This is a genomic window from Acidovorax sp. GW821-FHT09B03, assembly GCF_059418305.1.
This window is the reverse complement of sequence record NZ_JBWKPP010000002.1, coordinates 153,876-179,446: the sequence shown is the minus strand read 5'-3', so window position 1 is coordinate 179,446 and position 25,571 is coordinate 153,876. Positions and strand designations below refer to the sequence as shown.

Annotated in this window: 19 protein-coding genes and 1 riboswitch; of the genes, 10 read left to right on the top strand and 9 right to left on the bottom strand. The window is 69.8% G+C overall.

Translation table 11 applies throughout. From position 1 onward, the window contains the following. Window positions 1-16: 16 nt before the first annotated feature. Entirely contained in the window at window positions 17-1,267 is a 1,251-nt protein-coding gene (locus AC07PA_RS04180; RefSeq protein ID WP_494604372.1) for a lipoprotein-releasing ABC transporter permease subunit, read from the bottom strand. 76 nt (window positions 1,268-1,343) lie between these two features. Between AC07PA_RS04180 and AC07PA_RS04175 the strand changes: the two genes are divergently transcribed. Both AC07PA_RS04175 and recJ read left to right on the top strand, forming a co-directional pair. After that, a complete protein-coding gene (locus AC07PA_RS04175; RefSeq protein ID WP_494604370.1) occupies window positions 1,344-2,294 on the top strand; it encodes a phosphoglycerate mutase in 951 nt (316 codons plus the stop codon). Next, window positions 2,291-4,006: a single-stranded-DNA-specific exonuclease RecJ gene (gene recJ, locus AC07PA_RS04170; protein ID WP_494604368.1), complete on the top strand. Its 1,716-nt coding sequence runs from the start codon at window positions 2,291-2,293 to the stop codon at window positions 4,004-4,006. Before AC07PA_RS04175 ends, recJ begins: the two co-directional genes overlap by 4 nt. Before the next feature lie 29 nt (window positions 4,007-4,035). Here the strand turns inward: recJ and AC07PA_RS04165 are convergent, their stop codons facing one another. The 5 genes from AC07PA_RS04165 to AC07PA_RS04145 form a co-directional block, all read right to left on the bottom strand. Then, a complete protein-coding gene (locus AC07PA_RS04165) occupies window positions 4,036-4,536 on the bottom strand; it encodes a chemotaxis protein CheW (protein ID WP_494604366.1) in 501 nt (166 codons plus the stop codon). Next, a complete protein-coding gene (locus tag AC07PA_RS04160; RefSeq protein WP_494604364.1) occupies window positions 4,536-6,263 on the bottom strand; it encodes a methyl-accepting chemotaxis protein in 1,728 nt (575 codons plus the stop codon). Before AC07PA_RS04160 ends, AC07PA_RS04165 begins: the two co-directional genes overlap by 1 nt. Window positions 6,264-6,445: 182 nt before the next feature. Further along, a riboswitch (cyclic di-GMP riboswitch) is annotated at window positions 6,446-6,539 on the bottom strand. Between the two features lie 72 nt (window positions 6,540-6,611). Further along, window positions 6,612-6,836 carry a tautomerase family protein gene (locus tag AC07PA_RS04155; protein WP_007856801.1) on the bottom strand — a complete coding sequence of 75 codons (225 nt, stop codon included), beginning with the start codon at window positions 6,834-6,836 and terminating at the stop codon, window positions 6,612-6,614. A gap of 96 nt (window positions 6,837-6,932) precedes the next feature. Next, on the bottom strand, window positions 6,933-8,702 hold the full coding sequence (locus tag AC07PA_RS04150; protein WP_494604362.1) for a methyl-accepting chemotaxis protein: 1,770 nt from the start codon (window positions 8,700-8,702) through the stop codon (window positions 6,933-6,935). A 256-nt stretch (window positions 8,703-8,958) separates the two neighbouring features. After that, window positions 8,959-10,743 carry a methyl-accepting chemotaxis protein gene (locus AC07PA_RS04145; RefSeq protein WP_494604360.1) on the bottom strand — a complete coding sequence of 595 codons (1,785 nt, stop codon included), beginning with the start codon at window positions 10,741-10,743 and terminating at the stop codon, window positions 8,959-8,961. 202 nt (window positions 10,744-10,945) lie between these two features. Between AC07PA_RS04145 and AC07PA_RS04140 the strand changes: the two genes are divergently transcribed. Then, complete coding sequence (locus tag AC07PA_RS04140) at window positions 10,946-11,815, top strand: 3',5'-nucleoside bisphosphate phosphatase (RefSeq protein WP_007856653.1); 870 nt, start codon at window positions 10,946-10,948, stop codon at window positions 11,813-11,815. Between the two features lie 8 nt (window positions 11,816-11,823). Next, window positions 11,824-12,459, top strand: coding sequence for an L-threonylcarbamoyladenylate synthase (locus AC07PA_RS04135; protein WP_494604358.1), 636 nt, complete (start codon window positions 11,824-11,826; stop codon window positions 12,457-12,459). Window positions 12,460-12,625: 166 nt separating this feature from the next. On the opposite strand, the gene AC07PA_RS04130 is transcribed toward AC07PA_RS04135, so the two are convergent. Beyond that, a complete protein-coding gene (locus AC07PA_RS04130) occupies window positions 12,626-13,825 on the bottom strand; it encodes a methyl-accepting chemotaxis protein (RefSeq protein WP_494604356.1) in 1,200 nt (399 codons plus the stop codon). 188 nt (window positions 13,826-14,013) lie between these two features. On the opposite strand from AC07PA_RS04130, the gene AC07PA_RS04125 reads away from it, so the two are divergent. Both AC07PA_RS04125 and AC07PA_RS04120 read left to right on the top strand, forming a co-directional pair. Beyond that, complete coding sequence (locus AC07PA_RS04125) at window positions 14,014-14,682, top strand: site-2 protease family protein (RefSeq protein ID WP_035204385.1); 669 nt, start codon at window positions 14,014-14,016, stop codon at window positions 14,680-14,682. 45 nt (window positions 14,683-14,727) lie between these two features. Further along, complete coding sequence (locus AC07PA_RS04120; protein WP_494604354.1) at window positions 14,728-16,032, top strand: tryptophan--tRNA ligase; 1,305 nt, start codon at window positions 14,728-14,730, stop codon at window positions 16,030-16,032. Between the two features lie 57 nt (window positions 16,033-16,089). Here AC07PA_RS04120 and AC07PA_RS04115 read toward each other — a convergent pair whose 3' ends face one another. Continuing rightward, a complete protein-coding gene (locus tag AC07PA_RS04115; RefSeq protein ID WP_494604352.1) occupies window positions 16,090-19,491 on the bottom strand; it encodes a FecR domain-containing protein in 3,402 nt (1,133 codons plus the stop codon). Window positions 19,492-19,511: 20 nt separating this feature from the next. Further along, window positions 19,512-21,488, bottom strand: coding sequence for a CHASE2 domain-containing protein (locus tag AC07PA_RS04110; protein WP_494604350.1), 1,977 nt, complete (start codon window positions 21,486-21,488; stop codon window positions 19,512-19,514). A 137-nt stretch (window positions 21,489-21,625) separates the two neighbouring features. Here AC07PA_RS04110 and AC07PA_RS04105 point away from each other — a divergent pair, with 137 nt between their 5' ends. From AC07PA_RS04105 to AC07PA_RS04090, 4 genes are all read left to right on the top strand, one after another. Further along, window positions 21,626-21,883 carry a hypothetical protein gene (locus tag AC07PA_RS04105; protein ID WP_494604348.1) on the top strand — a complete coding sequence of 86 codons (258 nt, stop codon included), beginning with the start codon at window positions 21,626-21,628 and terminating at the stop codon, window positions 21,881-21,883. Between the two features lie 5 nt (window positions 21,884-21,888). Continuing rightward, window positions 21,889-22,971, top strand: a complete 1,083-nt coding sequence (locus tag AC07PA_RS04100) for a formylglycine-generating enzyme family protein (protein WP_494604346.1) — start codon at window positions 21,889-21,891, stop codon at window positions 22,969-22,971. A 97-nt stretch (window positions 22,972-23,068) separates the two neighbouring features. Then, a complete protein-coding gene (locus tag AC07PA_RS04095) occupies window positions 23,069-23,767 on the top strand; it encodes a response regulator transcription factor (RefSeq protein WP_007856662.1) in 699 nt (232 codons plus the stop codon). An 84-nt stretch (window positions 23,768-23,851) separates the two neighbouring features. After that, the gene (locus AC07PA_RS04090; protein WP_494604344.1) at window positions 23,852-25,570 is read left to right on the top strand and encodes a FecR family protein; all 1,719 of its coding nucleotides are present in this window, start codon (window positions 23,852-23,854) and stop codon (window positions 25,568-25,570) included. Window position 25,571: the final 1 nt, after the last annotated feature.

The window sequence follows — 25,571 nt, the reverse complement described above, 5'->3', positions numbered from 1 at the left end:
CTAGGTCAGGCCGCCGTCATTCATAGCGCAGCGCTTCTGCGGGGTTCACGCGGCTGGCGCGCCAGCTCGGGTACAGGGTCGCCACGAAGGCCAGCGCCAGCGAGATGAGGGCGATGGGCACGATGTCGGCGCCCTGCGGCTCGCTGGGCATGCGGTCGATGAGGTAAATGTCCTTGGGCAGGAAGGTGGCACCCAGCGCCTTCTCGATGGCCGGCACGATGACGTCGATGTTGTAGGCGATGGACAGGCCCAGGGCCAGGCCGGCCAGCGTGCCGATCACCCCCACCATGGCGCCCTGCACCACGAAAACGCCCATGATGCTTTTCGGGCTGGCGCCCAGCGTGCGCAGGATAGCGATGTCGGCGCGCTTGTCGTTGACCGTCATCACCAGCGTGGAGACGAGGTTGAAGGCCGCCACGGCGACGATCAGCGCCAGGATGATGAACATCATGCGCTTTTGCAGGCGCACGGCCTCGAACCAGGTGCGGTTCTGCTGCGTCCAGTCGCGCAGCAGCAGGTCGCCGCTCACGCTGCGCGCCAGCTGGTAGGCGACGGCATTGGCCTGCTCCAGGTCCTGCAGCTTGAGGCCGATGCCCGTGGGCCCGCGCAGGCCGAAGGTGGCCATGGCGTCGGCCTGGTGCATCCAGACCAGGGTGGAGTCGTACTGGAAATGCCCCGAATCCACCGTGCCGGCCACGGTGAGCGGCTGGTAGCGCGGGCCGCTCTGGCTACCGCCCTGGCCGGCAGGCACCACCAGAGTCGCGGCGTCGCCGGCCTTTACCCCGAGCGATTTGGCCAGCTCGCTGCCCAGCACCACGCGGAACTGCCCGGGCAGCAGGGTGGCCAGCACCTCGGCGTTCGAGGCCGCCAGCGAGGTCACCGAGCCTTCCAGGGCCGGATCGATGCCGCGCACCAGGGCCCCCTTCATGTCGTCGCCGTGGGCAATCAGGGCCTGGGCGGCCACATAGGGGGCGGCGCCGGTGACGGCCGGGTTCTGGCGCACCTCGGCGATGGTGCGGGCTGCATCCGGCATGGCCGCGCCCTGGGGGGCGAAGACCTCGATATGGGCCACCACGCCCAGCATGCGCTCGCGCACTTCCTTCTGGAAGCCGTTCATGACGCTGAGCACCACGATCAGCGCCGCCACGCCCAGGGCGATGCCGAGCATGGACGCACCGGAGATGAAGGAAATGAAGCCGTTGCGCCGCGTGGCCCGGCCCGATCGGGTGTAGCGCAGGCCCAGGGCCAGTTCGTAGGGAAGTTGCATGTTGAAAAAAGGGGCTGGGCCCGGAAGGAGGACCGGACTCGGCGCAGGCGATTGTGGCATCCCGGACAATAGGGGGATGTCGGACATCCCCCATTTGCTCATCCCTTACGCTGCCAGCGCCTCCGAGGGGTGCCGGCAAACGCTGGCCAGCCTGCCTTTGCCGCACCTCGATCGCCTGCTGGCGCGGCTCGCAGCCGATCCCGCTGGCTCCAGCAGCGCCGAGGAAACCAGCTTCTCTGCACCCCATGAGCGCGCCCTGGCCCAGGCCCTGGGCCTGCCCCCGGACGACGGGCGCACGCCCTGGGCCGCCTGGTACCGCCAGCAGCAGGGCCAGCCCGCGGACGGCCAGGCCTGGGCCTTCGTGGCCCCCTGCCAGTGGCAGGTGACCACCGACCACGTGACCCTGCGCGACCCCGAGGCCCTGGGCCTCGATGAAGCGTCCTCGCGCGCCCTGCTGGCCATCGTCTCGCCCTGGTTCGCCGAGGACGGCATCCACCTGCACTACGACCAGCCCACGCGCTGGCTCGCCCAAGGCCCCTTGTTCGCCGACCTGGCCACGGCGTCGCTCGACCGCGTGCTGCTGCGCGACGTGCGTGCCTGGATGCCCGATGCCGCCCGGGCCCGCACCCTGCACCGCCTGCACAGCGAGATGCAGATGCTGCTCTATACCCATGCCTTCAACGACGCGCGGGCCGAGCGCGGCCTGCCCCCGGTCAACTCCTTCTGGGTGCATGGCGCAGGCGCCCTGCCCGCCACGGCCACCGGGCCGGCGCCCTCGATGCCGCTGGCCTTGCGCGACGCGGCGCTGCGCGAGGACTGGCGCGCCTGGGCGGCTGCCTGGACGGCGCTGGACGCAGGCCCTGTGGCCGCATTGCTGCGCCAGGCCGAGCAGGGCGGCGCCGTGCGCCTCACCCTGTGCGGCGAGCGTGCCGCCCTGGCCTTCCACAGCGCCCCACGCGGCCTGGTGCAGCGCATGAAGGCCTACTTCCAGCCCACCCGCTTTGCCCAGGTGGCATCCCAATTATGAAAATCACGGCCAGAGACATTCCCCCACGTGCCGCCTGGGCGCTGGAGCAGGCAGGCGTGCACCCACTGCTCGCGCGCCTGTACGCCGCGCGCGGCGTGCGCGACAAGGACGAACTCGACGACGGGCTGGCCCGCCTGCTGCCGCCCGCCGGGCTCAAGGGCATCGGGGACGCCGCCCGCCTGCTGGCCGATGCCATGGCCCGGGACCTGCGCCTGTGCGTGGTGGCCGACTACGACTGCGATGGTGCCACCGCCTGCGCCGTGGCCGTGCGCGGCCTGCGCCTGCTGGGCGCAAAGCATGTGGACTACCTGGTGCCCGACCGCGTGACCGACGGCTACGGCCTGACGCCACCGATTGCGCGCCGCGTGAAGGAGCGCGGCGCCGACGTGCTGATCACTGTGGACAACGGCATCGCCAGCGTCGAGGGTGTGGCCGAGGCCAAGGCCCTGGGCCTCCTGGTGCTGGTCACCGACCACCACCTGCCCGGACCCGAGCTGCCCGCGGCCGACGCCATGGTCAACCCCAACCAGCCTGGCTGCAGCTTCGAGAGCAAGTCCCTGGCCGGCGTGGGCGTGATGTTCTACGTGCTCATGGAGCTGCGCTCGGAGCTGCGCAAGCGGGGCGTGTTCGACACCGCCAACCAGCCCAAGCTGGACCCGCTGCTCACCCTCGTCGCGCTGGGTACCGTGGCCGACGTGGTGCGCCTGGACGCCAACAACCGCCGCCTGGTGGCCCAGGGCCTGCGACGCATCCGCGCGGGGGCCATGCCGGCGGGCGTGGCGGCGCTGTTCACGGCGGCCGGCCGCAAGGCGCCCGTGGCCACCACCTTCGACTTCGGCTTTGCGCTGGGCCCGCGCATCAACGCCGCCGGCCGCCTGGCCGACATGACGCTGGGCATCGAATGCCTGCTCACCGACGACGCGGGCCGCGCGAACCACCTGGCCGGCCAACTGGACACCATCAACCGCGAACGCCGCGAGATCGAAGGCGGCATGCGCGAGCAGGCCATGCTGATGGCCGAGAACCTGTTCGACGAGAGCGAAGACCCGCCGCCCGCGATCAGCGTCTTCGACCCCGACTTCCACGAAGGCGTGGTGGGCATCGTCGCCTCGCGCATCAAGGACAAGCTGCACCGCCCGACCTTCGTCTTCGCTGCCAGCAGCGCGCCGGGCAAGGAGCATGAACTCAAGGGATCGGGCCGCTCCATCCCCGGTTTCCATCTGCGCGACGCGCTCGACCTGGTGGCCAAGCGCCACCCGGGCGTGCTGCTCAAGTTCGGTGGCCATGCCATGGCGGCCGGCTGTACCGTGGCCGAGGAGGCTTTCGATACCTTCGAACAGGCCCTGGCCCAGGTGGCGCAGGAATGGCTCGACGCCTCGACGCTCACGCGCCGCATCGAGACCGATGGCCCGCTGGCCCCCGAGTACTGCCGCGCCGACGTCGTGGACACGCTGCACCAGGAGGTCTGGGGCCAGGGCTTTGCGCCGCCAACCTTCAGCGAAGAGGTGCAGGTGGTGAGCCAGCGGCTGGTGGGCGAGGCCAAGAACCACCTGTCCATCAAGCTCATGCACCAGGGCAACCCGGTCGACGCGATCTGGTTCGGCCACACCGAGCAGCTGCCGGCCCGCGTGCTGCTGGCCTTTCGCCTCGATGTCAACGAGTGGCGCGGCGAGCGCAAGGTGCAGTTCCTGGTGGAGGGCGCCGAGCTCTGACGGCCCCGCGCCCGCCAGCGGCGCAGCGCTCAGGCAGCGGGTACCAGCCCTTCGCCGGCCTGCACCGGCGGCGTATCGCCGAGCAGGGCATCAATGTCGAGCAGGATCAGCATGCGCTCGCCGACCTGTGCCAGGCCATTGATGCAGCCCGCATCCGGCGCGCCCGACAGCCCCGGGGCCGCGTGCACCATGCCGGGCTCCAGCGTCACCACGTCGCTCACGGCATCCACCACCACGCCCACGACGCGGGTTCCCAGGTCGATCACGATCACCACGGTGGAGGGCGTGAACGCGCTGTCCGCGCAGTGCAGGCGCACGCGCAGATCGAGGATGGGAACCACCACGCCGCGCAGGTTCACCACGCCCAGCAGGAAGCCTGCGGCGCTGGGCATGCGCGTTGGCTGCTCGTAGGAGCGGATCTCCTGCACCTTCATGATGTCGATGCCGTAGTTTTCTTCGCCGAGGCGAAAGCTCAGGTACTGGCCTGCAGCGGCCAGCGGCACGCCGGCGGTCGGGTTCAATGCGTTCATCAGAAGCTCGCCCACTGGTCATCGTCCTGGGTGCTGGCGGCCTTTTCCGCGAGCCGCGGCGCAACGCCCTTTCGGGTCGGCAGTGCCGCCTTGGCCGGCGCCGCCTTCGGGGGCTGCGGCGCAGTTGCGGGGGACTTGCGCACCGGGGCTGCGGCAGGCGTGCTGGCGTAGCCCACGGCCGCCGCGCCAACGTTGAACACCGACACCACTTCGGCCAGGTGCTGGGCCTGGTCGCGCAGCGCCGCCGCTGCCGCGGCCGATTCCTCCACCAGCGCGGCGTTCTGCTGCGTCATCTGGTCCAGGTTGGTCACCGCCTGGTTCACCTGCCCGATGCCATCGCGCTGCTCGCTCGCCGACGCGGCGATCTCCGCGATCAAATCGGTCATGCGGCGCACGCCGCCCACGATCTCGCCCATGGCCTGACCCGCCTGGCTCACCTGGGCCGAGCCCTTTTCCACGGTTTCCACCGAGGCGCCGATCAGGGTCTTGATCTCCTTGGCCGCCTGGGCGCTGCGCTGGGCGAGGTTGCGCACCTCGCCGGCCACCACCGCAAAGCCACGGCCCTGCTCACCCGCCCGGGCCGCCTCGACCGCCGCGTTCAACGCCAAAATGTTGGTCTGGAAGGCGATGCCGTCGATCACGCCGATGATGTCCGCGATCCTCCTGGACGAATCGCTGATCTGCTGCATGCTGACCACCACCTGGGCCACCACCTCGCCGCCATGGGTGGCCGCCTGGGCCGCACCCACGGCCAGCTGGTTGGCCTGCTGCGCCGTTTCCGAGGACTGGGACACCGTGGCGGTCAGCTGTTCCATGCTGGCGGCCGTCTCCTCCAGGTTGCTGGCCGTCTGCTCGGTGCGGCTGCTCAGGTCGTGGTTGCCGTTGGCGATCTCGCTGGAGGCGGTGGACACCGAATCCACGCCGCGGCGCACCTCCGTCACCACGCCATGCAGCTTGCCCACCATCAGCGACAGGGCCTGCAGCAACTGGCCGAACTCGTCCTTGCGCGTGGAGTGGACCTGCTGGGTCAGGTCCCCGCCCGCAATCGCGCCGGCCACGGTCACGGCGCGGTCCAGCGGGCGCGTGATCGAGCGCACCAGCAGGGAGGCCAGCACGATGCCGATCACGAACACCACGGCGGCGCTGGACAGGCCGAGCAGCGTGGCGTTGCGCTGCGCATGCCGGGCCTCGATCTTGGCCGCGTCGCGCTGTGCCTCCTGCACCTTGACGAAGCCCTTGAGCGCATCGACGTAGGCCACCGAGGTCGGCAGGAATTCCTTGAGCGCAAACTCCTTGCGTGCGCCGGGCTCGGCCGATGCCTTGACGGCGGGGAGCTTCTTGAGGGTGTCGAGCAGGGTGCCGCGGGCTTCGCCCACCTTGGCCAGCGCGGCCTTGTCGGACTCCGACACCGCCGTGGCACGCACGCCCGTCTGGACCTCGCTGATGAGGGCCGAGCCCGCATCCTGGCGGCTGGCGAAGAATTTCTCGATCACCTCGTCGGAGCTCGCCATGCTGGCCAGCGAACGCTCGGTGTTGGTCTCGGTCAGGCCCTGCCAGCGCACCGCCGCGGTGATGTTGGATTCGTAGCGCTGCACGTCGGCCAGCGCCGCTTCCATGGCCAGGCTGGAGCGGTACTGGGTGAAGACAAACACCCCCAGCATCAGCACCAACAGGCCCAGGATCGTGCCCCACATCTTGGTGGCCACCCGGATATCGTTCAACTTCATTGCTTTTCCCCGAGATTCATCGTGTGGACTGGAACAGGGGCGCCCAGCCCCGTCCATCCCGGGAGGGGCGCCACAAAGGCAGTCGACACACGGGGAGCAGAAGCGGGCACGCGATCAGTGGCGCGCCCTGAAGGGGCGCCCTGCCTGGCGGCAAGTCACCCGAGGACGCAAGTCATCCGGAAATCAGCGGCCCCGCTGCCATACCCCCTCGCGCACGAGGTCTCAGACCGGAAGCTTTGCGACCCCGACTTTCGTACGGGTGTGCCTTTGTGCGGCCGATCCTACCTGTAAGTAAATATGTCAGGAAGTTGGTCGGGTATAGGCGAGGGGGGCTGTGCCCCCTCCTCCTCAGGCCTGGGTCGGGCCCTTGCTGCGCTGGCGCACCACGGTCACCTGCTCGCCGCCCACGCCCCAGTTGTCGGGATCGACCTCGTCGATGATGACGGTCACGGTCTCGGGCTTCTTGTCGAGCACCTCCACCATGAGCCGGGTGACGCCGGCGATCAGCGCGGCCTTCTGGGCCGAGGTGGTGGGGATGTCGCGGTTGGCAAGGCGGATGTTGACCAGGGGCATGGCAGACCTTTCTTCGATGGCGATGGGGCCGATCTTGCATGAAGAAAGGGCAGCCTGGGCTGCCCTTTCATGGGTATTGGCGCTCCGGGCGCAGGGTCAGAAGCTCTCCCAGTCGTCGTCCCCACCCTTGGCGGTTGCACGCGGGGCCGCTGCGGCGGGGGCGGGCTTGTGGGCCGCGGCTGCCGGCTTGGACGCAGTGAGCCGTGCGGTGGCAGGTGCGGGCGCTTTGCCGGCAACGCCCTTGCGGACTGGCGCGGCCACCGGCCGGCTGGCAGCCGGTGCAGGCCGTGGCGGTGCTGCCACTGGCGCCCGTGCCGGCATGGCTCCCACGTTGAACATCGACACCACCTCGGCCAGCTTCTGTGCCTGGTCGCGCATGGATGCGGCTGCCGCCGTGGACTCTTCCACCAGCGCCGCGTTCTGCTGCGTCATCTGATCGAGGTGCGTCACCGCCTGGTTGACCTGGGCAATGCCGTCGCGCTGCTCGGTTGATGAGGCCGTGATCTCCCCGATCAGGTCGCTCACCCGGCGCACGCTGGAGACGATCTCTTCCATGCTCTGGCCGGCCTGCGCCACCTGGGCCGAGCCCGATTCCACGTTCTCCACGCTGGCACCGATCAGGGTCTTGATCTCCTTGGCCGCCTCGGCACTGCGCTGCGCCAGGCTGCGCACTTCGCTGGCCACCACGGCGAAGCCCCGGCCCTGTTCGCCGGCACGGGCTGCTTCCACCGCGGCGTTCAGTGCCAGGATGTTGGTCTGGAAGGCGATGCCGTCGATGGTGCCGATGATGTCGGCGATCTTGCGCGAGCTGTCGGTGATCTGCTGCATGCTGCTGACCACCTGGCCCACGACTTCGCCGCCGCGTGCTGCCGCCTGGGCGGCGGTACCGGCCAGTTGATTCGCCTGGCGCGCCGTGTCGGCCGATTGCGACACCGTGGCCGTGAGCTGCTCCATGCTGGCCGCCGTCTCTTCGAGGTTGGAGGCCGTCTGCTCGGTGCGTGCCGACAGGTCGTGGTTGCCGTTGGCGATCTCCACCGAGGCCGAGGACACCGAGTCCACGCCGTGGCGCACTTCGGTCACCACGCCGCGCAGGCGCGCCGACATGGCCGAGAGCGAGCGCAGCATGTGGCCGAACTCGTCCTTGCGCGTGGCGTGCAGCTCGCGCGTGAGGTCGCCCGCGGCGATGGCGTCGATGGTCTTGACCGCCTGGTCGAGCGGGTCGCTGATGGAATGCACCAGGCGCCAGGCCAGGAAGATGCCCACCCCCAGCAGCACCATGGACAGGATGATCCCCGAAATGGCGTTCTGGATGCGGCGGCCCGTGGCGTCGGCGCGGATCGCATCGCGGCGCTTTTCCAGTACCGCCACAAAATCGTCCTGGGCCTTGAGGTAGACCGTGACCAGGGGTGCGAACTCCCTGTCCGCAAACTGCTGCGTGGCCACGGCGTCGCCCGCGCCCTTGAGCTCCCAGGTCTTGGCGGTGGCGGCCAGCACGGCCTTGCGCGCATCGAGCACCTTGTCGAGCGCCGCCTTTTCCTCGGGCGCGGTGGCCGAGGCGACGATCTTCTCCTGCACCTTGTTGATGGCGCCGATGATCTCCTTGACCTTGGCGCCGTACTGCTCGGCCAGCACGGCATCGGTGGTCACGGCGCCGCCCATCACCATGTTGACGGCCGTCTCGGTGGCGCCGCGCCAGCGCACGGCGGAGGAGATGCGCCCCTCGATCTCGATGATGTCGTCCATCGCCGACGACATGGCGTTGTTGCCGCGGTTCTGGGCGAAGCTCGAGAGCAGCAGCATCGCGATCATCAGCCCCAGGAATGCACCCCAGAGCTTGCGCGAGACGCGGATATTGTCGAATTGCATGGATCTCTTTCCCTTGTGGATCTGGCCCGGATGCCCGATGGACTGCGGGCACCTGGCCGCAGAAACATTTAATTACATCCAACAGCCCATAGCCTACGACAGCCGGGCGCCGGCAAATGCCTCAGCCCACCGGGAAAAACCCCAATTTGGAGGAAGCACTCCAGAGACATTCAGGCGGGCGTGGTGCCGCCACCAGCCCAATGGCAGTCAAGGCGATGCACCCCAGGCCGCTGCGCCTGGAACCCTGGGGACGACCTCAGAAGCTTTCCCAATCGTCGTCTCCGCCCTTGGCCGTGGCCCGAGGGGCCGGTGCGGGGGCTGGCCCGGCTGCAGCAGGCTTGTGGGCCGCTGCCGGCTTGGGCGCCGACGCCGTGAGCCGTGCGGTGGCAGGTGCGGGCGCTTTGCCGGCAACGCCCTTGCGGACTGGCGCGGCCACCGGCCGGCTGGCAGCCGGTGCAGGCCGTGGCGGTGCTGCCACTGGCGCCCGTGCCGGCATGGCTCCCACGTTGAACATCGACACCACCTCGGCCAGCTTCTGTGCCTGGTCGCGCATGGATGCGGCTGCCGCCGTGGACTCTTCCACCAGCGCCGCGTTCTGCTGCGTCATCTGATCGAGGTGCGTCACCGCCTGGTTGACCTGGGCAATGCCGTCGCGCTGCTCGGTTGATGAGGCCGTGATCTCCCCGATCAGGTCGCTCACCCGGCGCACGCTGGAGACGATCTCTTCCATGCTCTGGCCGGCCTGCGCCACCTGGGCCGAGCCCGATTCCACGTTCTCCACGCTGGCACCGATCAGGGTCTTGATCTCCTTGGCCGCCTCGGCACTGCGCTGCGCCAGGCTGCGCACTTCGCTGGCCACCACGGCGAAGCCCCGGCCCTGTTCGCCGGCACGGGCTGCTTCCACCGCGGCGTTCAGTGCCAGGATGTTGGTCTGGAAGGCGATGCCGTCGATGGTGCCGATGATGTCGGCGATCTTGCGCGAGCTGTCGGTGATCTGCTGCATGCTGCTGACCACCTGGCCCACGACTTCGCCGCCGCGTGCTGCCGCCTGGGCGGCGGTACCGGCCAGTTGATTCGCCTGGCGCGCCGTGTCGGCCGATTGCGACACCGTGGCCGTGAGCTGCTCCATGCTGGCCGCCGTCTCTTCGAGGTTGGAGGCCGTCTGCTCGGTGCGCGCCGACAGGTCGTGGTTGCCATTGGCAATCTCCACCGAGGCCGAGGACACCGAGTCCACGCCCACGCGCACCTCGCTCACCACGGTGCGCAAGCGGGTGGACATGCCGGACAGGGCACGCGTCAGCACGCCGAGTTCGTCCTTGCGGTCGTCATGGATGTTTTGCGTGAGGTCGCCGGCGGAGATGGCTTCGGCCAGCGACACGGCGCGATCGAGCGGGCGGGTGATGGAGCGCACCAGCAGGGCTGCCATCAACATGCCCAGCACCACCACGGCAATGGCGGCGACCGCGCCGATCACCACCAGGCTGGCGCGCGAGTCGCGGGCTGCCTGCACCGCCGCGTCGCGCTGGCGCTCCTGCACTGCCACGAACTTGTCGATGGCCTCCAGGTAGGCCACCGCCTTCGGGCGGTAGACCTTGGCCAGGTAGTCCTGCTTGGCCGCCGCGTCGCCCGCGTCGGTCAGCTCCTTGAGCTTGTCGGTCTGCCCCCGGATGTCGGCACGGGTGGCGGCGACATGGGCCAGGGCGGCCTTGTCATCGGCCGACACCGAGCTCTTGCCGATCTTTTCCTGCACCGGCGTGATGCGCGCCGTGAGGGCCGCCACGCGCGTATCGAAGTCAGCCTTGAGCGCTGCGTCCGTGGTCACGAAGCTGGCCATGGACATGGTGACGGCCACCTCGGCCAGCCCGCGCCAGCTCACTGCCGTGGTGATGGCGGACTCGTACTTCTCGACCGACCGCTCGGTCTCGGCCGTCACCTGCCGCCCATACCACTGGGTCCAGATGGCGGTCACCAGCATCAGTGCCAGCAGGCCCAGGATCACGCTCCACATCTTGTGGGCCACGCGCAGGTTGTCGAATTTCATGGTCGATCCTTGCAACAGGTTCTTGTGCTTTGCAAGGGCATCACCTGCCCCTGCTTTGTGGGTTTTTGCCTCAGGAAACCGTCTTCAAACCACCAGCCGCCGTCACGGCCACAGGCCGGACGGCAACAGAGCCCGCGCCCTTGTAACCAGTGTTGCTGGAATCGGCACCCCGCGTTATCGGTACAAGCCCTAAAATGGGTCGGTGACCACCTTGCTCAACGCCGACCTGCACTGCCATTCCGTGGTATCCGACGGGACCATGACCCCCGAGGACCTGGCCGCGCGCGCCAAGGCCAACGGGGTCGAGCTGTGGGCGCTGACCGACCACGACGAAATCGGCGGCCAGCACCGGGCCGCCGCGGCCGCCCGCGCACAGGGCATGGCCTACCTCACGGGCGTGGAGATCTCGGTGACCTTTGCCGACACCACCGTGCACATCGTCGGCCTGGGGTTCGATCCGGACGACGCCCGCCTGGCCGAGGGCCTCGTCGCCACGCGCGGCGGTCGCGGTGACCGGGCCCGGGACATGGCGCAGCAGCTGGCCCAGGTGGGCATCGAGGGGGCCTACGAAGGCGCCCTGAAGTTCGTGGGCAACCCGGCACTGATCTCGCGCACGCACTTTGCGCGCTTTCTCGTCGAATCGGGTGTCTGCAGGGACACCTCCGAGGTGTTCCGCCGCTTTCTCACCGAAGGCAAGCCCGGCTACGTGCCGCACCGCTGGGCCCGGCTGGGCGATGCCGTGCGCTGGATCACCGAGGCCGGCGGCATGGCCGTGATCGCCCACCCGGCCCGTTACAAGTTCAGCGCCAACGAGGAGTTTGCGCTGTTCTCCGAATTCAAGGCCCACGGCGGGCGTGGCGTCGAGGTGGTGACCGGCAGCCACAGCCCGCCCGAGTACCTGACCTATGCCGCCATGGCCCAGGAGTTCGGCCTGGCCGCCTCGCGTGGCAGCGACTTCCACAGCCCCGACGAATCGCACACCGACCTGGGCACCCTGCCCCCGCTGCCCGGCACGCTGACCCCCGTGTGGGAACTGCTGGCCGATCGCATCCGCCCGGCAGCCGCCGCCTGACCTTCACCATGGCCCAGTACTTCGAAGTCCACCCCGACAACCCCCAACCCCGGCTGCTCAAGCAGGCCGCCACCTTGCTGCAAAAAGGCGGCATCGTGGCCGTGCCCACCGATTCGAGCTATGCGCTGGTCTGCCACCTCGATGACAAGGATGCCGTGGACCGGCTGCGCCGCATCCGCCAGGTGGACGAAAAGCACCACCTGACCCTGCTGTGCCGCGACCTCTCGGAGCTGGCCAACTACGCGCGCGTGGACAACCGCCAGTACCGCCTGCTCAAGCTGGGCACGCCCGGGCCCTACACCTTCATCCTCGAAGCCACCAAGGAAGTGCCGCGCCGCGTGAGCCACCCCTCGCGCAAGACCATCGGCCTGCGCGTGCCCGACCGCAAGGGCCTGCAGCTGCTGCTGGAGCTGCATGGCGCGCCTTTGCTGGCCACCACGCTGATCCCCGCCGGCGAAACCGAGTCACTGAACGACCCGGAGGAAATCCGCGAGCGCTATGAAAAGCTGGTGGATGCCATCGTGGATGCAGGGGCCTGCCCACGGGAACCCACCACGGTGGTCGACCTGACGCCCATGGGCACCGGCGGCGACCCCGTAGTGGTGCGCGAAGGCCGCGGCAGCCTGCAAGCGCTGGGGCTGTAGGGCCGTTTCAACCGCTCATCATTGCCACTGTTCGCGGCGCATGAACTGACGCGGCCAAGACCAGTGCCCCCGTGCAAGGGCCGCCCCGCCGCACCGGGGGCGTCCCCCTCCCGACTCGCGCAGCGGGTCGAGAGAGGGGTGAAGGCGCGAAGCGACTCAGGGGGTGTTAGTCCAATTTGAAGGCGCCCACGGCGCGCTGCAGCTCCTGCGCGCGCGAGGACAGGGCCGAGGCGGCGCTGGCCGCCTGCTGCACCAGGGCCGCGTTCTGCTGCGTGGCGCTGTCCATCTGGGCCACGGCGCCGTTCACCTGCTCGATGCCCGAGCTCTGCGCATGCAGCGCACCGGAAATCTCGCCCAGCAACGCAGTGACCTGGCCGACGGCGCCCACGATTTCTTCCATGGTCTTGCCGGCACGGCCCACGTGACCGGCACCGCTCTCGACCTGGTCGACCGACTGGCTGATCAGGGTCTTGATCTCGCGCGCCGCCACGGCACTGCGCTGCGCGAGGTTGCGCACCTCGCTGGCCACCACGGCAAAGCCGCGGCCCTGCTCGCCCGCACGGGCCGCTTCCACGGCGGCATTGAGCGCCAGGATGTTGGTCTGGAAGGCAATGCCTTCGATGACCTGGATGATATCCACGATCTTGCGCGAGCTGCCGCTGATGGCCTGCATGGTCTGCACCACGTCGCCCACCACGGCACCACCGCGCTCGGCGATCTGCGAGGCGTTGACGGCCAGGCTGCTGGCCGAGCGCGCGCGCTCGGCGTTCTGGCGCACGGTGGAGGTCAGTTCGGCCATGCTGCCGGCCGTGTCGGCCAGGGAGCTCACCTGGTCTTCCGTGCGGCGCGCCAGGTCGGAGTTGCCCGAATCGATGTCCGCCGCGGCCTCGGTGATCGAGTCCGTGGACTGCTTGATGCCCGAGACCAGCTCGGTCAGCGTGTCTTCCATGGTGCCCAGGGCCGTGAGCAGGCGGCCGAAGTCGCCTTCGAGCTCGGACGAGAACTCCTGGCTCAGGTCGCCCGCCGCCACCGTCTCGGCGATCAGGATGGCCTGGTTCAGCGGGTGCACGATGCCGCTGCGCAGCAGCACGAAGGACGCCAGCGAGACCACGAACACGCCGGCCCCCAGCAGCAGCACCCACAGGCGCGCGCTCTCCAGGTGGCCCTGGCCGGCCCGGATGGCCTGCTCCAGGGGCGCGCGCTGCTCCGCGGTGAGCCCGGTGGCCGACCCCACCGCAGCGCGGTAGGCATCGTCGGCCTGGCCGATGCCCGAGCTGGCCACCACCATCAGTACCGCCACCAGCAAGGCAATGGCACCAAACGCCAGAATGAGGCGCGTTCCAATCTTCAAACGATCCAGGCCCATGGGATTCATCTCCGATATCAGTGTTGTATGTATTTATGGCGACCGTTGCATTCAACAATGTAGCGCGCGCACAACCTCACCCGAGTCTGCCACGCCTGTATCCATTTGAAACAACGGAACCATCGTAACAATCCCGGAAAGTGACTGCGCCAAAGGGTTGTTGTCGTGTGTCTGAGACAATTGGCAGGGTGGACATCTCCAATCTCATCCAAACCGTTCTGATCTATGCCCTGCCGGTGCTCTTTGCAATCACCGTGCACGAAGCTGCCCATGGCTATGCCGCTCGCCACTTCGGCGACAACACGGCGTTCATGATGGGCCGGATCACCCTCAATCCGCTCAAGCACATCGACCCCATCGGCACCATCCTGATGCCGCTGGTGCTGTACTTCGCCACCTCCGGGGCCTTCCTGTTCGGCTATGCCAAGCCGGTGCCGGTCAATTTCGGCAACCTGCGCAACCCCAAGCGGCACATGATCTGGGTCGCGCTCGCGGGACCGGCCTCGAATTTCTTCCAGGCCATCTTCTGGGCCGTCCTGCTGGTGCTGCTGCTTGGCATGGGCGTGACCGAGCGCTTCTTCATCGAGATGGCGCGCGCCGGCATCCTGGTCAACCTGGTGATGTGGGCCTTCAACCTGTTCCCGCTGCCCCCGCTCGATGGCGGCCGCATCCTGGTCGGCCTGCTGCCCTGGAAGGCGGCCCACATGGTCTCGCGCATCGAGCCCTTCGGCTTCTTCATCGTGATGGGCCTGGTGGTGGCCGGCGTGGTGGGCACCATCTGGCTGCGCCCGCTGATGTCGCTGGGCTATGGCGCCATCAACCTGCTGCTCACGCCGCTGATGGCCTTGCTGCGCTGAGCGGCTCCGCTTTTTCTCTCCCCCTTTTCGCAGAATCCGTTTCCCATGAGCACCACGCGCTTTCTCACCGGCATCACGACCACGGGCACTCCCCACCTGGGCAACTTCGTGGGTTCCATCCGCCCGTCGGTGGCGGCCAGCCTCACGCCCGGCGTGCAGAGCTTCTACTTCCTGGCCGACTACCACGCGCTCATCAAGTGCGAAGACCCGGTGCGCATCCAGCGCTCCACGCTGGAGATCGCGGCCAGCTGGCTGGCCGCGGGCCTGAACCCCGAAAAGGTCACCTTCTACCGCCAGTCCGACATCCCCGAGATTCCTGAACTCACCTGGCTCCTGACCTGCGTGACCGGCAAGGGCGTGCTCAACCGCGCCCACGCCTACAAGGCCAGCGTGGACAAGAACATGGCGGCCGAGCGCGATGCCGATGACGGCGTGACCGCGGGCCTGTTCATGTACCCCGTGCTCATGGGCGCCGACATCCTGATGTTCAAGGCCCACAAGGTGCCCGTGGGCCGCGACCAGATCCAGCACATCGAGATGGCGCGCGACATGGCCGCCAGCTTCAACCACCTGTACGGCGAGCACTTCGTGCTGCCCGAGGCCGCCATCGACGACCACGTGGCCACCCTGCCCGGTCTCGACGGCCGCAAGATGAGCAAGAGCTACGACAACACCATCCCGCTGTTCAGCTCGCGCGAGCAGCTCAAGAAGCTCATCGGCGGCATCCTGACCGACTCGCGCGCGCCCGGCGAGCCCAAGGAGGTGGAAGGATCGGCACTGTTCCAGATCTACCAGGCCTTCGCCACCGAGGCCGAGACCGCCGCCCTGCGCCAGCAGTATGCCGACGGCATTGCCTGGGGCGATGCCAAGCAGGTGCTGCTCGAGCGCGTGGACCAGGTGATCGCCCCCATGCGCGCGCAGTACGAAGAGCTGATCAACAACCCGGCCCGCATCGAGACCACGCTGCTGGCCGGTGCCGAGCGCGCGCGCGCGCTGGCCACGCCCTTCATCCGCGAGCTGCGCTCGGCCGTGGGCCTGCGCAGCCTGGTGCAGGCCGGCGCTGCCACCAAGGCGGCCAAGGCCGCCAAGGTGGCCCTGCCCTCGTTCAAGCAGTACCGCGAGGCCGATGGCAAGTTCTACTTCAAGTTCGTCGCGGCCGATGGCCGCCTGCTGCTGCAGAGCACGGGCTTCGATGCGCCCAAGGACGCCGGGCAGGCGATCGCCCAGCTGCAAAAGGACGGCAATGCGCTGCAGGCCCTGGCACCTCGCCTGGCGCCGGTGGATGGCGTTGCGCAGGCCGACGTGGAAGCGGCGCTGCAGGCGCTGGCCGAGGCTGCGGCGGCAGCCTGAGGCGCCCATGCCCCTGCGCGGCGGGACGCCAGGCTTGGCAACCTGCAGGCGCGCAACTCAATCCCGGTAGCGCAGCAGCGCCCACAAGGTGGGCCGCTCGCCGCTGCGCAAGCCCGTCTCCAGTGAGCCCACCAGCGTGAAGCGGCGATCTTGCGACTCCCAGCCGTGGGCCAAGGCCATGCTCCAGCCCGGCGGGCGCTGCAGGAAGTTGGCCTCATCGCGGTAGCGCATCCCGCGCCAGGTGAGCCGCAGCAGCGAAAAGCCGCGCCCCTCGTGCCGCCAGGTGGTCTGCCCCAGCGCCACATGGCGCGCGAAACCTGGCAGCAGGTTTCCGGAGAACCCCTCCCCCGTATTGCGCGAATCGGTATGGATGTAGCTGCCCAGAACGCTCCAGCGCGGCCCCAGCAGGTGGTTGACGGACACGCTGGACTGGACCAGATGCCCCTGTCCGAACACCGGCGTCTCCTCGTAGGTGTTCAATGAAGTCTGTGCGCTGAGCACGACGGGCGCGACCGTATTGATGTTGTCGAACAAGGCCGCCGTGTTCATGGCGAACAGCCGCCCGTCGCGGGCCACCAGGTTGTGGATGCGCTGGCCTGAAAGGCTGGCGCCCAGGAAGGTGGACGGCCCCAGTTCCCAGTCCAATTGCAGCGCGTGCTTGCGTGCCAGGCTGCCTGGCAGCAGGTACTGGTTGTCCACGGCGATGGCACCGGTGGACACCGGCGCGAGCGTGTGCGTACCGGGGGCACGCATGCTCTCCTGCCAGGCCCAGTGCAGGGCCCGCCCGGGGCCCAGCCGCACGCTGGCACCCACACGCGGCAGCAACTTGCGGCGGCGCGCGGTACCGTCGAATTGCGGATCCAGCAGGTCCTGGCCCGCCGTGTCGGTGAAGCGGTCGCTCTGGGCGGTGGAGAGCCTGGGCCAATAGGCTTCCGCCATCACGCTCCACGGTCCGCTGCGCCACTCCCCTGCCATCCAGGGCATGTCATAGCGTTCGGTGTTGGCCCGAGGGCTGACCACCTGCGCATCGGCAATCGCGCTGTCCGTATCACGGGTCACGCGCTCCCAGCCGGCACTGAAGCGGTGTGGCCCCTGCAGCAGGGTATGGCGCAGGAACAGGCCCTTCTCTTCGCTTGCATAGTGGTAGTCCTGCGGTCCGAAGCGCGCATCGTCCAGCACCAGGCCGGAGGTCTGGCGCCCCCCGTGCACCTGGATCCAGGTCTGGATGTCGGCGGACCAGCGCCACGATCCCCCGGCGTCCGTGCGGCGTGCGCGGGTCTCAGCGCCGCCCGTGAAGGTGATGCCGTTGCCAAAATCGCGCCCGTCCGGAAAACGGTAGCGCAGGGTGCTGTCCGTATGCTGCAGGAAAAGGGAGAGGCTTTCACTGGGTTTGGCACCGACGGCGATGGCCAGATCCGGGGACGACAGGCGATAGCGCGATGCAGCGGGCCCTTCGCGCGGCCACATCTGGATGTCCTGCCCCCGCACCAGCCAGGCCACAGGGATGGGCGCCGTCGCAAAGCCACGGTGGCCTGCATCGACCGTGGCGTTGTGCCGCAGCGGGTTGCGTTCGGCGCTCGCCCCCGCACTCCATTCACTGCCGGTGGACAGCAGCAGCGGTGCACGCTTTTCGCTGGCACCGAACACCGTGGGGTCGGTCAGGTAGCCCTGGAACAGTTCGGAGCGGCGATTGAAGTCGCTTTCGTAGCGGTCGGACAGGAAGAAGTGGCTGCCGGCCCACAGGGGGTAGTACGAGGCTGCGGCATAGGCCCGTGCCCAGTGCTCCATGCCGAAGTCACCCAGTGCCTTGCCCAGACTGGCCGACCCTCGGCTGTCCGACGCCAGCGGATTGAGCGACTTGAGGAAAGGCAGCCGCACAAGCGCCTCTCGCGCTGCGGCGATCGCCTGCACGGGCTGCCCGCTGTCGTTGCGAAGGGTGGATTCGATCTGCCAGGGCAAGGGATCGTTCGGGTCGGCGACGCGGGCGCGCGCCAGCGAGTCGAGCGCCGCCGCTTGCTCGCCCAGCTGGTACTCGGCCACGGCCAGCCAGACCTGGGCGCGCGCATAGCGCGGCTCGATCACCAGGGCCTTGAGCAGCTGGCTGCGCGCCGCCCCGGGGTCGCCCTGCTGCAGCGCCAGCAGGCCTGCACCGGCCAGGCTCACATAGTCATCGCCGGCCTGGGCCAGCGCGGCGTCAAAGCCCGTACGCGCATCGCCCAGGCGCAGGGCCTCTGCCGCCAGGGTGGCCTGCTCGCCCTGGTAGGCGGGCTGCGCGGGCGCCAGCGCCACGGCACGCGCCAGGGCCTCGCGCGCACCGCGCAGATCACCCCGCTCGCGCAGGGCGCGCCCCAGGCCCCACTGGGCTGCGGCCTGGTCGGTAGCAGGCTCCCGCCGTGCCTCGGCACCGGCCACCGCTCGCCGGTACAGGGCAATGGCTTCCTCGCCCCGGCCTTCCAGGCGCTGCCAGTCGGCGTCGGCCAGCAGCAGCGCAGTGGCCTCGGGTGCCTGCGTGCGTGCGGTACCGAGCCAGGCGCGCGCCTCAGGGTTCTGGTCCAGCGCCAGCAGCAGCTCGGCCCGGCGCGCGGCGGTGCGCGGGTCCTGCGTGCGCTGCCAGGCGGCGGCCAGGCGCTGCTGGGCCGCGTCCATGCGGTCGTCAAAGACGTCGAGGTCGGCCAGCAGCAATTCCACCACGGCCCCGCCCTGCCCGCTGGCAGACAGCGCCAGCAACCGCTCGCGTGCGCGCGGCCACTGGCCCGTGCGCAGGTCGTCACGGATCGCGGCCAGCGGCGGTGCCACGGCGTCACCCTGCAGTTCCACCCAGCGCGTGGCGTCCACCGGGTTGGCCATGACCCACTGCACGCGCTCGCGCGGGCGCACCAGCAGGCGCTTGACCGGTGCCTTGCCAGGCTCCACATAGCCCTGCTCGGCAGGCCCCAGTTCCACCCGGCCGAAGGCATTGGAAAGATCCACCTGGCCCGACAGCACGGTGAGCGTGGTGCGCCCCGCCGCATCGACCTCCACGTCCCAGTCGGTACCACGCACCACGGCCAGGGCCGCCGGGGTCTGCAGCTGCAGCGAGGCCGGGGTCTTCTTGGTGCGCGCCCACAGGCGCCCGGCAGCCAGCTCCAGCAGGGTGCGCTCGGGCTGCGATGCGCACAGGCGCAACTGGGCATTGGCCGACATGCGGATCTGCGTGCGATCGGCCAGCAGCAGCGCGGCCGACGACAGCTCCAGGGTGCGCACGCCCGCACCCGCACCCAGTTGCTGGGCCAGCACGGCGGGCGACCAGGGCCCCTCGCCGGGCGGCCGGGTCTGGCCCTGGCCGGCCAGGGCCACGATCTGCGCGGCCACGGTATCGGGGGCCACGGACACCCCGGCGCACTGCGCCCAGGCACTGGGCAGGCACAGGGTGGCAGCCAGGGCAATGGGGGTCTTGATCCACAGGTGTGTCGATGGCATGGCGGGGCCTTTCCGGGTACTCATTTGTCCAGCGCATGCGCAAAGACAGCGCCCGCTGCCACCGGCGCCCGGGCGCTGGCCAGTGTCTGCACCTGCGCCTGCAGCCGGTCGGCCTGGGCCGCCCACAGCGGTGCCAGGTGCACGGCCCGGGCCCGCCACTCGGCGCAGCACGCCAGGGCCTCGTCCCAGCGGCCCGCATGCACATGGGCCTGCAAAACCAGGCTGGTGGCCACCAGCGGCGCATCGTCGCAGGGGGTGTAGACATCGATGCCGCTGCTGCGCCCGGCCAGCACCACGGCGTCGAGCCAGAGCAGGGGTGGCGGCTGCGCCCCCTCCCGCGGCAAGGCGCTGCGCGTGGCCTCGGACAGCAGGATGCCGGTACCGAAGGCCTTGTTCGCGCCTTCCAGGCGGGCCGCGGTATTCACCGCATCGCCCACGGCGGTGTAGGTGAAGCGGCCTTCGGAGCCCAGGTGGCCCACCGCCGCCTCGCCGGTGTGCAGGCCGATGCGCAGCTGCAGCTCGGCAAAGGGGGTGCCCGCCCACTGGCTGCGCAGGGCCTGCATTTCCCGCTGCATCTCCTGCGCGCAGGCCAGGGCGCGTGCCGCGTGCTGCGGCTCGGCCACGGGGGCGTTCCAGAAGGCCATGACGGCATCGCCGATGAACTTGTCGAGCGTGCCACCGTGGCGGTGCACGGCATAGGTCATGCGCGTGAAGTAGGCGTTGAGTGCACGGGCCACGCCCTCGGGTGGCAGGCGCTCGCTGGCCGAGGTGAAGCCCGCCAGGTCCGAGAACAGCAGCGTGAGCTCGCGCCGCTCGCCGCTGATGGCCGGCGCGGTGCCGCTGGCGATCAGCGCGCTGACCACGGCCGGCGGCACATAGCGGCCGAAGTCCAGGCGCAGGCGCTCGCGCTGGCGCCGCTCGCGCCAGTAGCTGTCGGTCGCGCCGACGTTGAAATGCAGCGCCAGTGCCACCAGCGTGGGCAGCGTGGGCCACCACACGCCCTGCAGGTAGGCCCAGAGCCCGCCGATCAGCGCCAGCAGGGCCAGCGCCACGCTCAGCCACACGGCCAGCCAGCCACGCCAGCGGCGCGTGAGCGCGGCCACCACGGCAACGGCCGCCGCGGCCTGCAGCAGCGGGCCCGCCGGGTGCGCGGGCACGATCCAGTCGCCCGTGAGGCCATTGATGAGGGCCGTGGCATGCAGCATCACGCCCGACTGCGTGCCCTGGCCCAGGGTGCGCAGCGGCGTGGTGAACTGGTCCACGCCGCCCACCGGCGTGTTCTGGCCCAGCAGCAGCAATCGCCCCTGCAGCGCGCCGGGCGCCAGCTGCCGCGCCGGGTCCAGCGCCTGGGTGTAGTGCACATAGGGCAGCGCCACCTCGGGCGCGTAGTAGCGCAGCAGCGCACCGGGCGGGGGCGGCACCACGCTGCGGCCCGCGGCCTGCGCCAGCACGCGCCACATCGCATCGGCGTGCAGCGGCGCGCTGCGCTGCACGCCATCGTCGTCGGGCTGCATGCCCACGTCGCCGTGCAGCGCCTGGCCGAAGATCGAGCGCAATGCCTGCTGGTACTGCGCCACCTGGCCGCTGTGCACGGCCACCCGGGCGCTGGCCAGCACCACGGGCATGCGCCCCTGCAGGGCACGCCCGAGGGCGGCGTCGTCCTCGGGGGACTGGGCAGTGGACAACAGCAGGTCGATACCGAGCCCCGCCGCGCCGGTCGCGGAAAGCGCTTCGACCAGTTGCGCATGCAGGCGGCGCGGCAGCGGCGGCGCGGCCTGCAGGGCCGCGAGGCTGGGCTCGTCGATGCCGATGACCACCACGCCCGCATCGGGCCGCACGGGCGCGGTCAGGCTGCTGAAGAGATCGTATTCCAGCCGCTGCAGCGGCTGCCATACCGGCAGATGGTGTAGCACGGCCAGCAACACCAGCGGCACCAGCAAGCGCAGCGCCCACTGGCGCCCCGCGTCCCTTGCCACTGCCGACCGGATCCAGGCCATACGTTCTTCCGTCAGTTGTAACGTACTGTATCGCAGGGGGGAGGCAGCGCAAGGGGTTCAGACCCCGGGGTTACAAATGGGGCGCGGCTTTTTGCCCCACCGTCCCTTAGACTGCCCTCCAACACGGGGAGAATCCCATGAAAGCACTGATCGCCTCGGCCACCCTGCTCGCCCTGCTGGCGGGCTGCGAATCGGCCACCATCCGCCCACCGTCGGGCCCCATGGCCTCGGGCCGGGACCGCACCTTCAGCGTGCCGGTCTATGGCAACGACGCCTCGCCGGCCTACAACGCCGCCACCCGGGAGTGCCAGAAGCTGGCGCTGTTCCCCAAGCTGCTGCGCAACGAGGGTTCGCGCCTGGTCTTCGAGTGCGTGAGCGACAACCCCAACCGCTGAGCCCGATGGCCCGGTGCCGAACGGCCGCCACCACCGCCGTCCTCGTGCTGGCCGCTGCCCTGCCCGCGCAGGCCCAGATGCGCCACGACAGGCAGCACCCGGTGTGGACCAACAGCCTGGGCATGCCGTTCGTGAAGGTGCCCGCCGGCAGCTTCGTGATGGGCGGGCCCGAGGCGCCCGACGTGCTGGCGCGGGCCTACCCGCAGCTGGAGCCCAAGCGCTTTGCCGAGCTGGTCGATGAAGGCCCGGCCCACCGGGTGGTCATCCGCCAGGCCTTCTACCTGGGGCAGCACGAGGTGACGGTGGGCCAGTTCCGGCGCTTCCTGCAGGCCTCGGGCTACCAGCCCGAGTCGGAGGCCGACGGCACCGGCGGCTATGGCTACAACCCCCGCTACGACCCGGCCACGACCCGTCGCGGCGATGCCTTCGAGGGGCGCGACCCGCGCTACTCCTGGCGCAACCCGGGGTTTGCGCAGGGTGACGACCACCCCGTGGTCAACGTCACCTGGAACGACGCACAGGCCCTGGCCCAATGGCTGAGCCGCACCGAAGGCCAGCGCTACCGCCTGCCCACCGAGGCCGAGTGGGAGTACGCCTGCCGTGCCGGCACGCGCACCCGCTACCCGCACGGAGACGACCCCGAGGGCCTGCTCCAGAACGCCAACACCTTCGACCAGGAGGCCGCACCCCACTGGGAGCGCTGGCGCCAGCATGCCCTGCGCAGCAGCGATGGCCATGCCTTCACCGCGCCCGTGGGCAGCTACGCGCCCAACGCCTTCGGCCTGCAGGACATGCTGGGCAATGCCTGGGAGTGGGTGGCCGACTGGCATGGCGACAGCTACTACGCCGAGTCGCCCGCCGTGGACCCCGGGGGCCCGGCCGAGGGCAGCGTGCGCGTGCGCCGCGGTGGGTCCTGGCACACCTGGTCGTTCTATGCACGCTGCGGCTACCGCAACTGGAACAGCCCGCAGACCCGCTACACCCTGGTGGGCATGCGGCTGCTGCGTGAAATCGCACCCGCCGCGGCCGCCCGGCCTGGCGCGCGCCCTGTCGCCGCGCGCCGCCTGGCATCGCCCGTGGTACGGTGAACAACTGTCAAACTTGGTGATCCCCAAGATGGGGCATGGAATGGACTGCCGCACATCGCGAATAATGCGGGGTGAATCTTGAACGGAACGGAGAACCATGCGCATAGCGGCGTTAGACGACGATGCGCTTCAGCTGGATCTGATCAAACAGGCCACCGAAGCGATGGGCCATGTGTGCCACACCCACCTGACCGGTGCCGCGCTGATGCGCGAGATGCGCCGCGAGACCTTCGACCTGCTGATCGTGGACTGGCACCTGCCCGACACCACCGGCCCCGAGGTGGTGCGCTGGGTGCGCGAGAACGTGGGCAAGCAGTTGCCCATCCTGTTCGTGACCAACCGGCAGGAAGAGCGCGACATCGTCGAAGGCCTGGGCAGCGGGGCCGACGACTTCATGGTCAAGCCCGTGCGCATCGGCGAGCTCAATGCCCGCGTGGGGGCACTGCTGCGCCGCGCCTACCCACAGAGCACCAGTGGCGCGCTGGATTTCGGGCGCTACAAGTTCTACCCCGAGTCGCGCTCGCTGGAGGTCAATGGCCAGGTGGCCGAGCTCAAGAACCGCGAATACGACCTGGCGCTGTTCCTGTTCCAGAACATGGGGCGCCTGCTTTCGCGCGACCACCTCAAGGAGGTGATCTGGGGCCAGGGCTCGGACGTGCTTTCGCGCTCGCTCGACACCCATGTCTCGCGCCTGCGCACGCAGCTGGACCTGCGCCCGGTCAACGGCTACTTCATCACCGCGGTGTATGGTGTGGGCTACCGCTTCGAAGCCGTGGAGCCTGATCGCAAGCCGTGATGCGCCCCCCGGGCTTCCACAGCGAAGCCCGCCCCTCGAGAATGATGAAGACCGCCGCAGCCTGCGGCCCGTAGGAGAGTTGACGTGGTCATCCACCGCCTTGCATTGCCCCTGTCCGCCGCCGCCATGTTCGTGGCGGGCCTCGGCTGCGCGCATGCGCAAGCCACCCCCACTGCCCCTTCCGACACGCAGACCGACGAAATCCCGCACACGGTACGGGCCGGCGACACCCTCGAAGGTCTGGCCAACGCCTACCTGGACAATCCGCGCCAATGGCCGCTGCTGCAGCAGCGCAACAAGGTGGCCGACCCCAGGCGCCTGCAGCCGGGCTCCACCGTGTGGATCCCCGTGCGCCTGCAGCCGCAGGCATCGGCCCAGGTGGAGTTCGTGCAGGGCAATGCCACGGCACAGCCCCAGCGGGGCGAGGCGCAGGCGCTGGCGCCAGGTGCCCGGCTGGACGAAGGCACGCGCCTGCAGGTGGGGCCGGACAGTTTCGTCGCCGTGCGCCTGGCCGACGGCACGCTGGTGCGCGTGCAGCCCCAATCCGACCTGCAGTTGCGCCAGCTGCGCCGCCGCGGACGCGCGGGCAGCATCCAGTCGGTGATGGAGATGCGCGCCGGCAGTGTGGAGTCGAGCGTCGCCCCCAGCACCGATGCGCTGCGCCGTTTCGAGATCCGAACACCGCGCGCCGTGACCAGCGTGCGCGGCACCGAATTCGGCGTGGCGCTGGCGGCCTCGGGCCAGGCGACTGCCTCGGTACTCGAAGGCACGGTGGCCGTACAGTCCCGCGCCGAGAATGCCCCGCAGCCGGTTGCCGACGCCACCCTGCTGGCCCGCGGACAAGGCCTGTCGGTGGCGCCCGACGGCACCCTGGGTGCCCCGCGCCCGCTGCTGGCCCCGCCCGACCTGTCCACCGTGCCGGCGCAGCTGCATGACCTGGGCCTGCTGGCCATCAACCTGCCGGCCACGCCCGGCGCCAGCGGCTACGTGGCCCAGGTGGCCCGCGATGCAGCCCTGACGCAGGTACTGCGCAGCGGCCGCTTTGCCAACGGCCAGCTACGCTGGGCCGCGCTCGACGATGGCAGCTACCACCTGGCCGTGCGCGCCGTGGACGAGGCCGGCATTGCCGGCCTGCCCGCCACGCGCCCCATCACCATCAAGACCCGGCCGGTGCCGCCGCTGTACCAGCAGCCTGCCCCCGGTGCCGTGCTGCCGCGCGTGACCGGCAGCCTGCGCTGCACCGAAGTGCCCGGGGCCCGCTGGTACCGCATCCAGGTGGCGGCCAGCGCGGATTTCGCCACCCCGCTGCTGGACGAGGGACGCCTGAACCCCTGCCAGCTGACGCTGGCCACACTGCCCCTGGGCAACTACTTCTGGCGCGCGGCCACGGTCGCGGAGCTCGCGGGCGGTGCGCTGGACCAGGGGCCGTTCGCACCCGCGCAGCCCTTCACCGTGGCGCAGCAGCCCGCCGCGCTGGACCTGTCTTCCATGCAGGCGACGGATGGCGACACCATCGTGCGCCTGCACTGGCCGGCCCAGGCCGGCCAGCGCTTCCGCGTGCAGCTGGCGCCGGACCTGGAGTTCAGCAAGGTCCTGCAGGACACCCAGCTCGACGAACCGCGCTGGACCTCCGCGGCCGACCTGCCTGCGGGCACCTACTTCGTGCGCATCCAGGTGCTCGACCCCTCGGGCCTGCAAAGCGAGTTCTCACCGCCGCGCAGCATCCGTGTAGGCACGGGGCTGAACACGAGCTCCGGGCTGCCCCTGTCCACCATGGGCGGTGAGCCCGTGCGCCGTCCCTGAG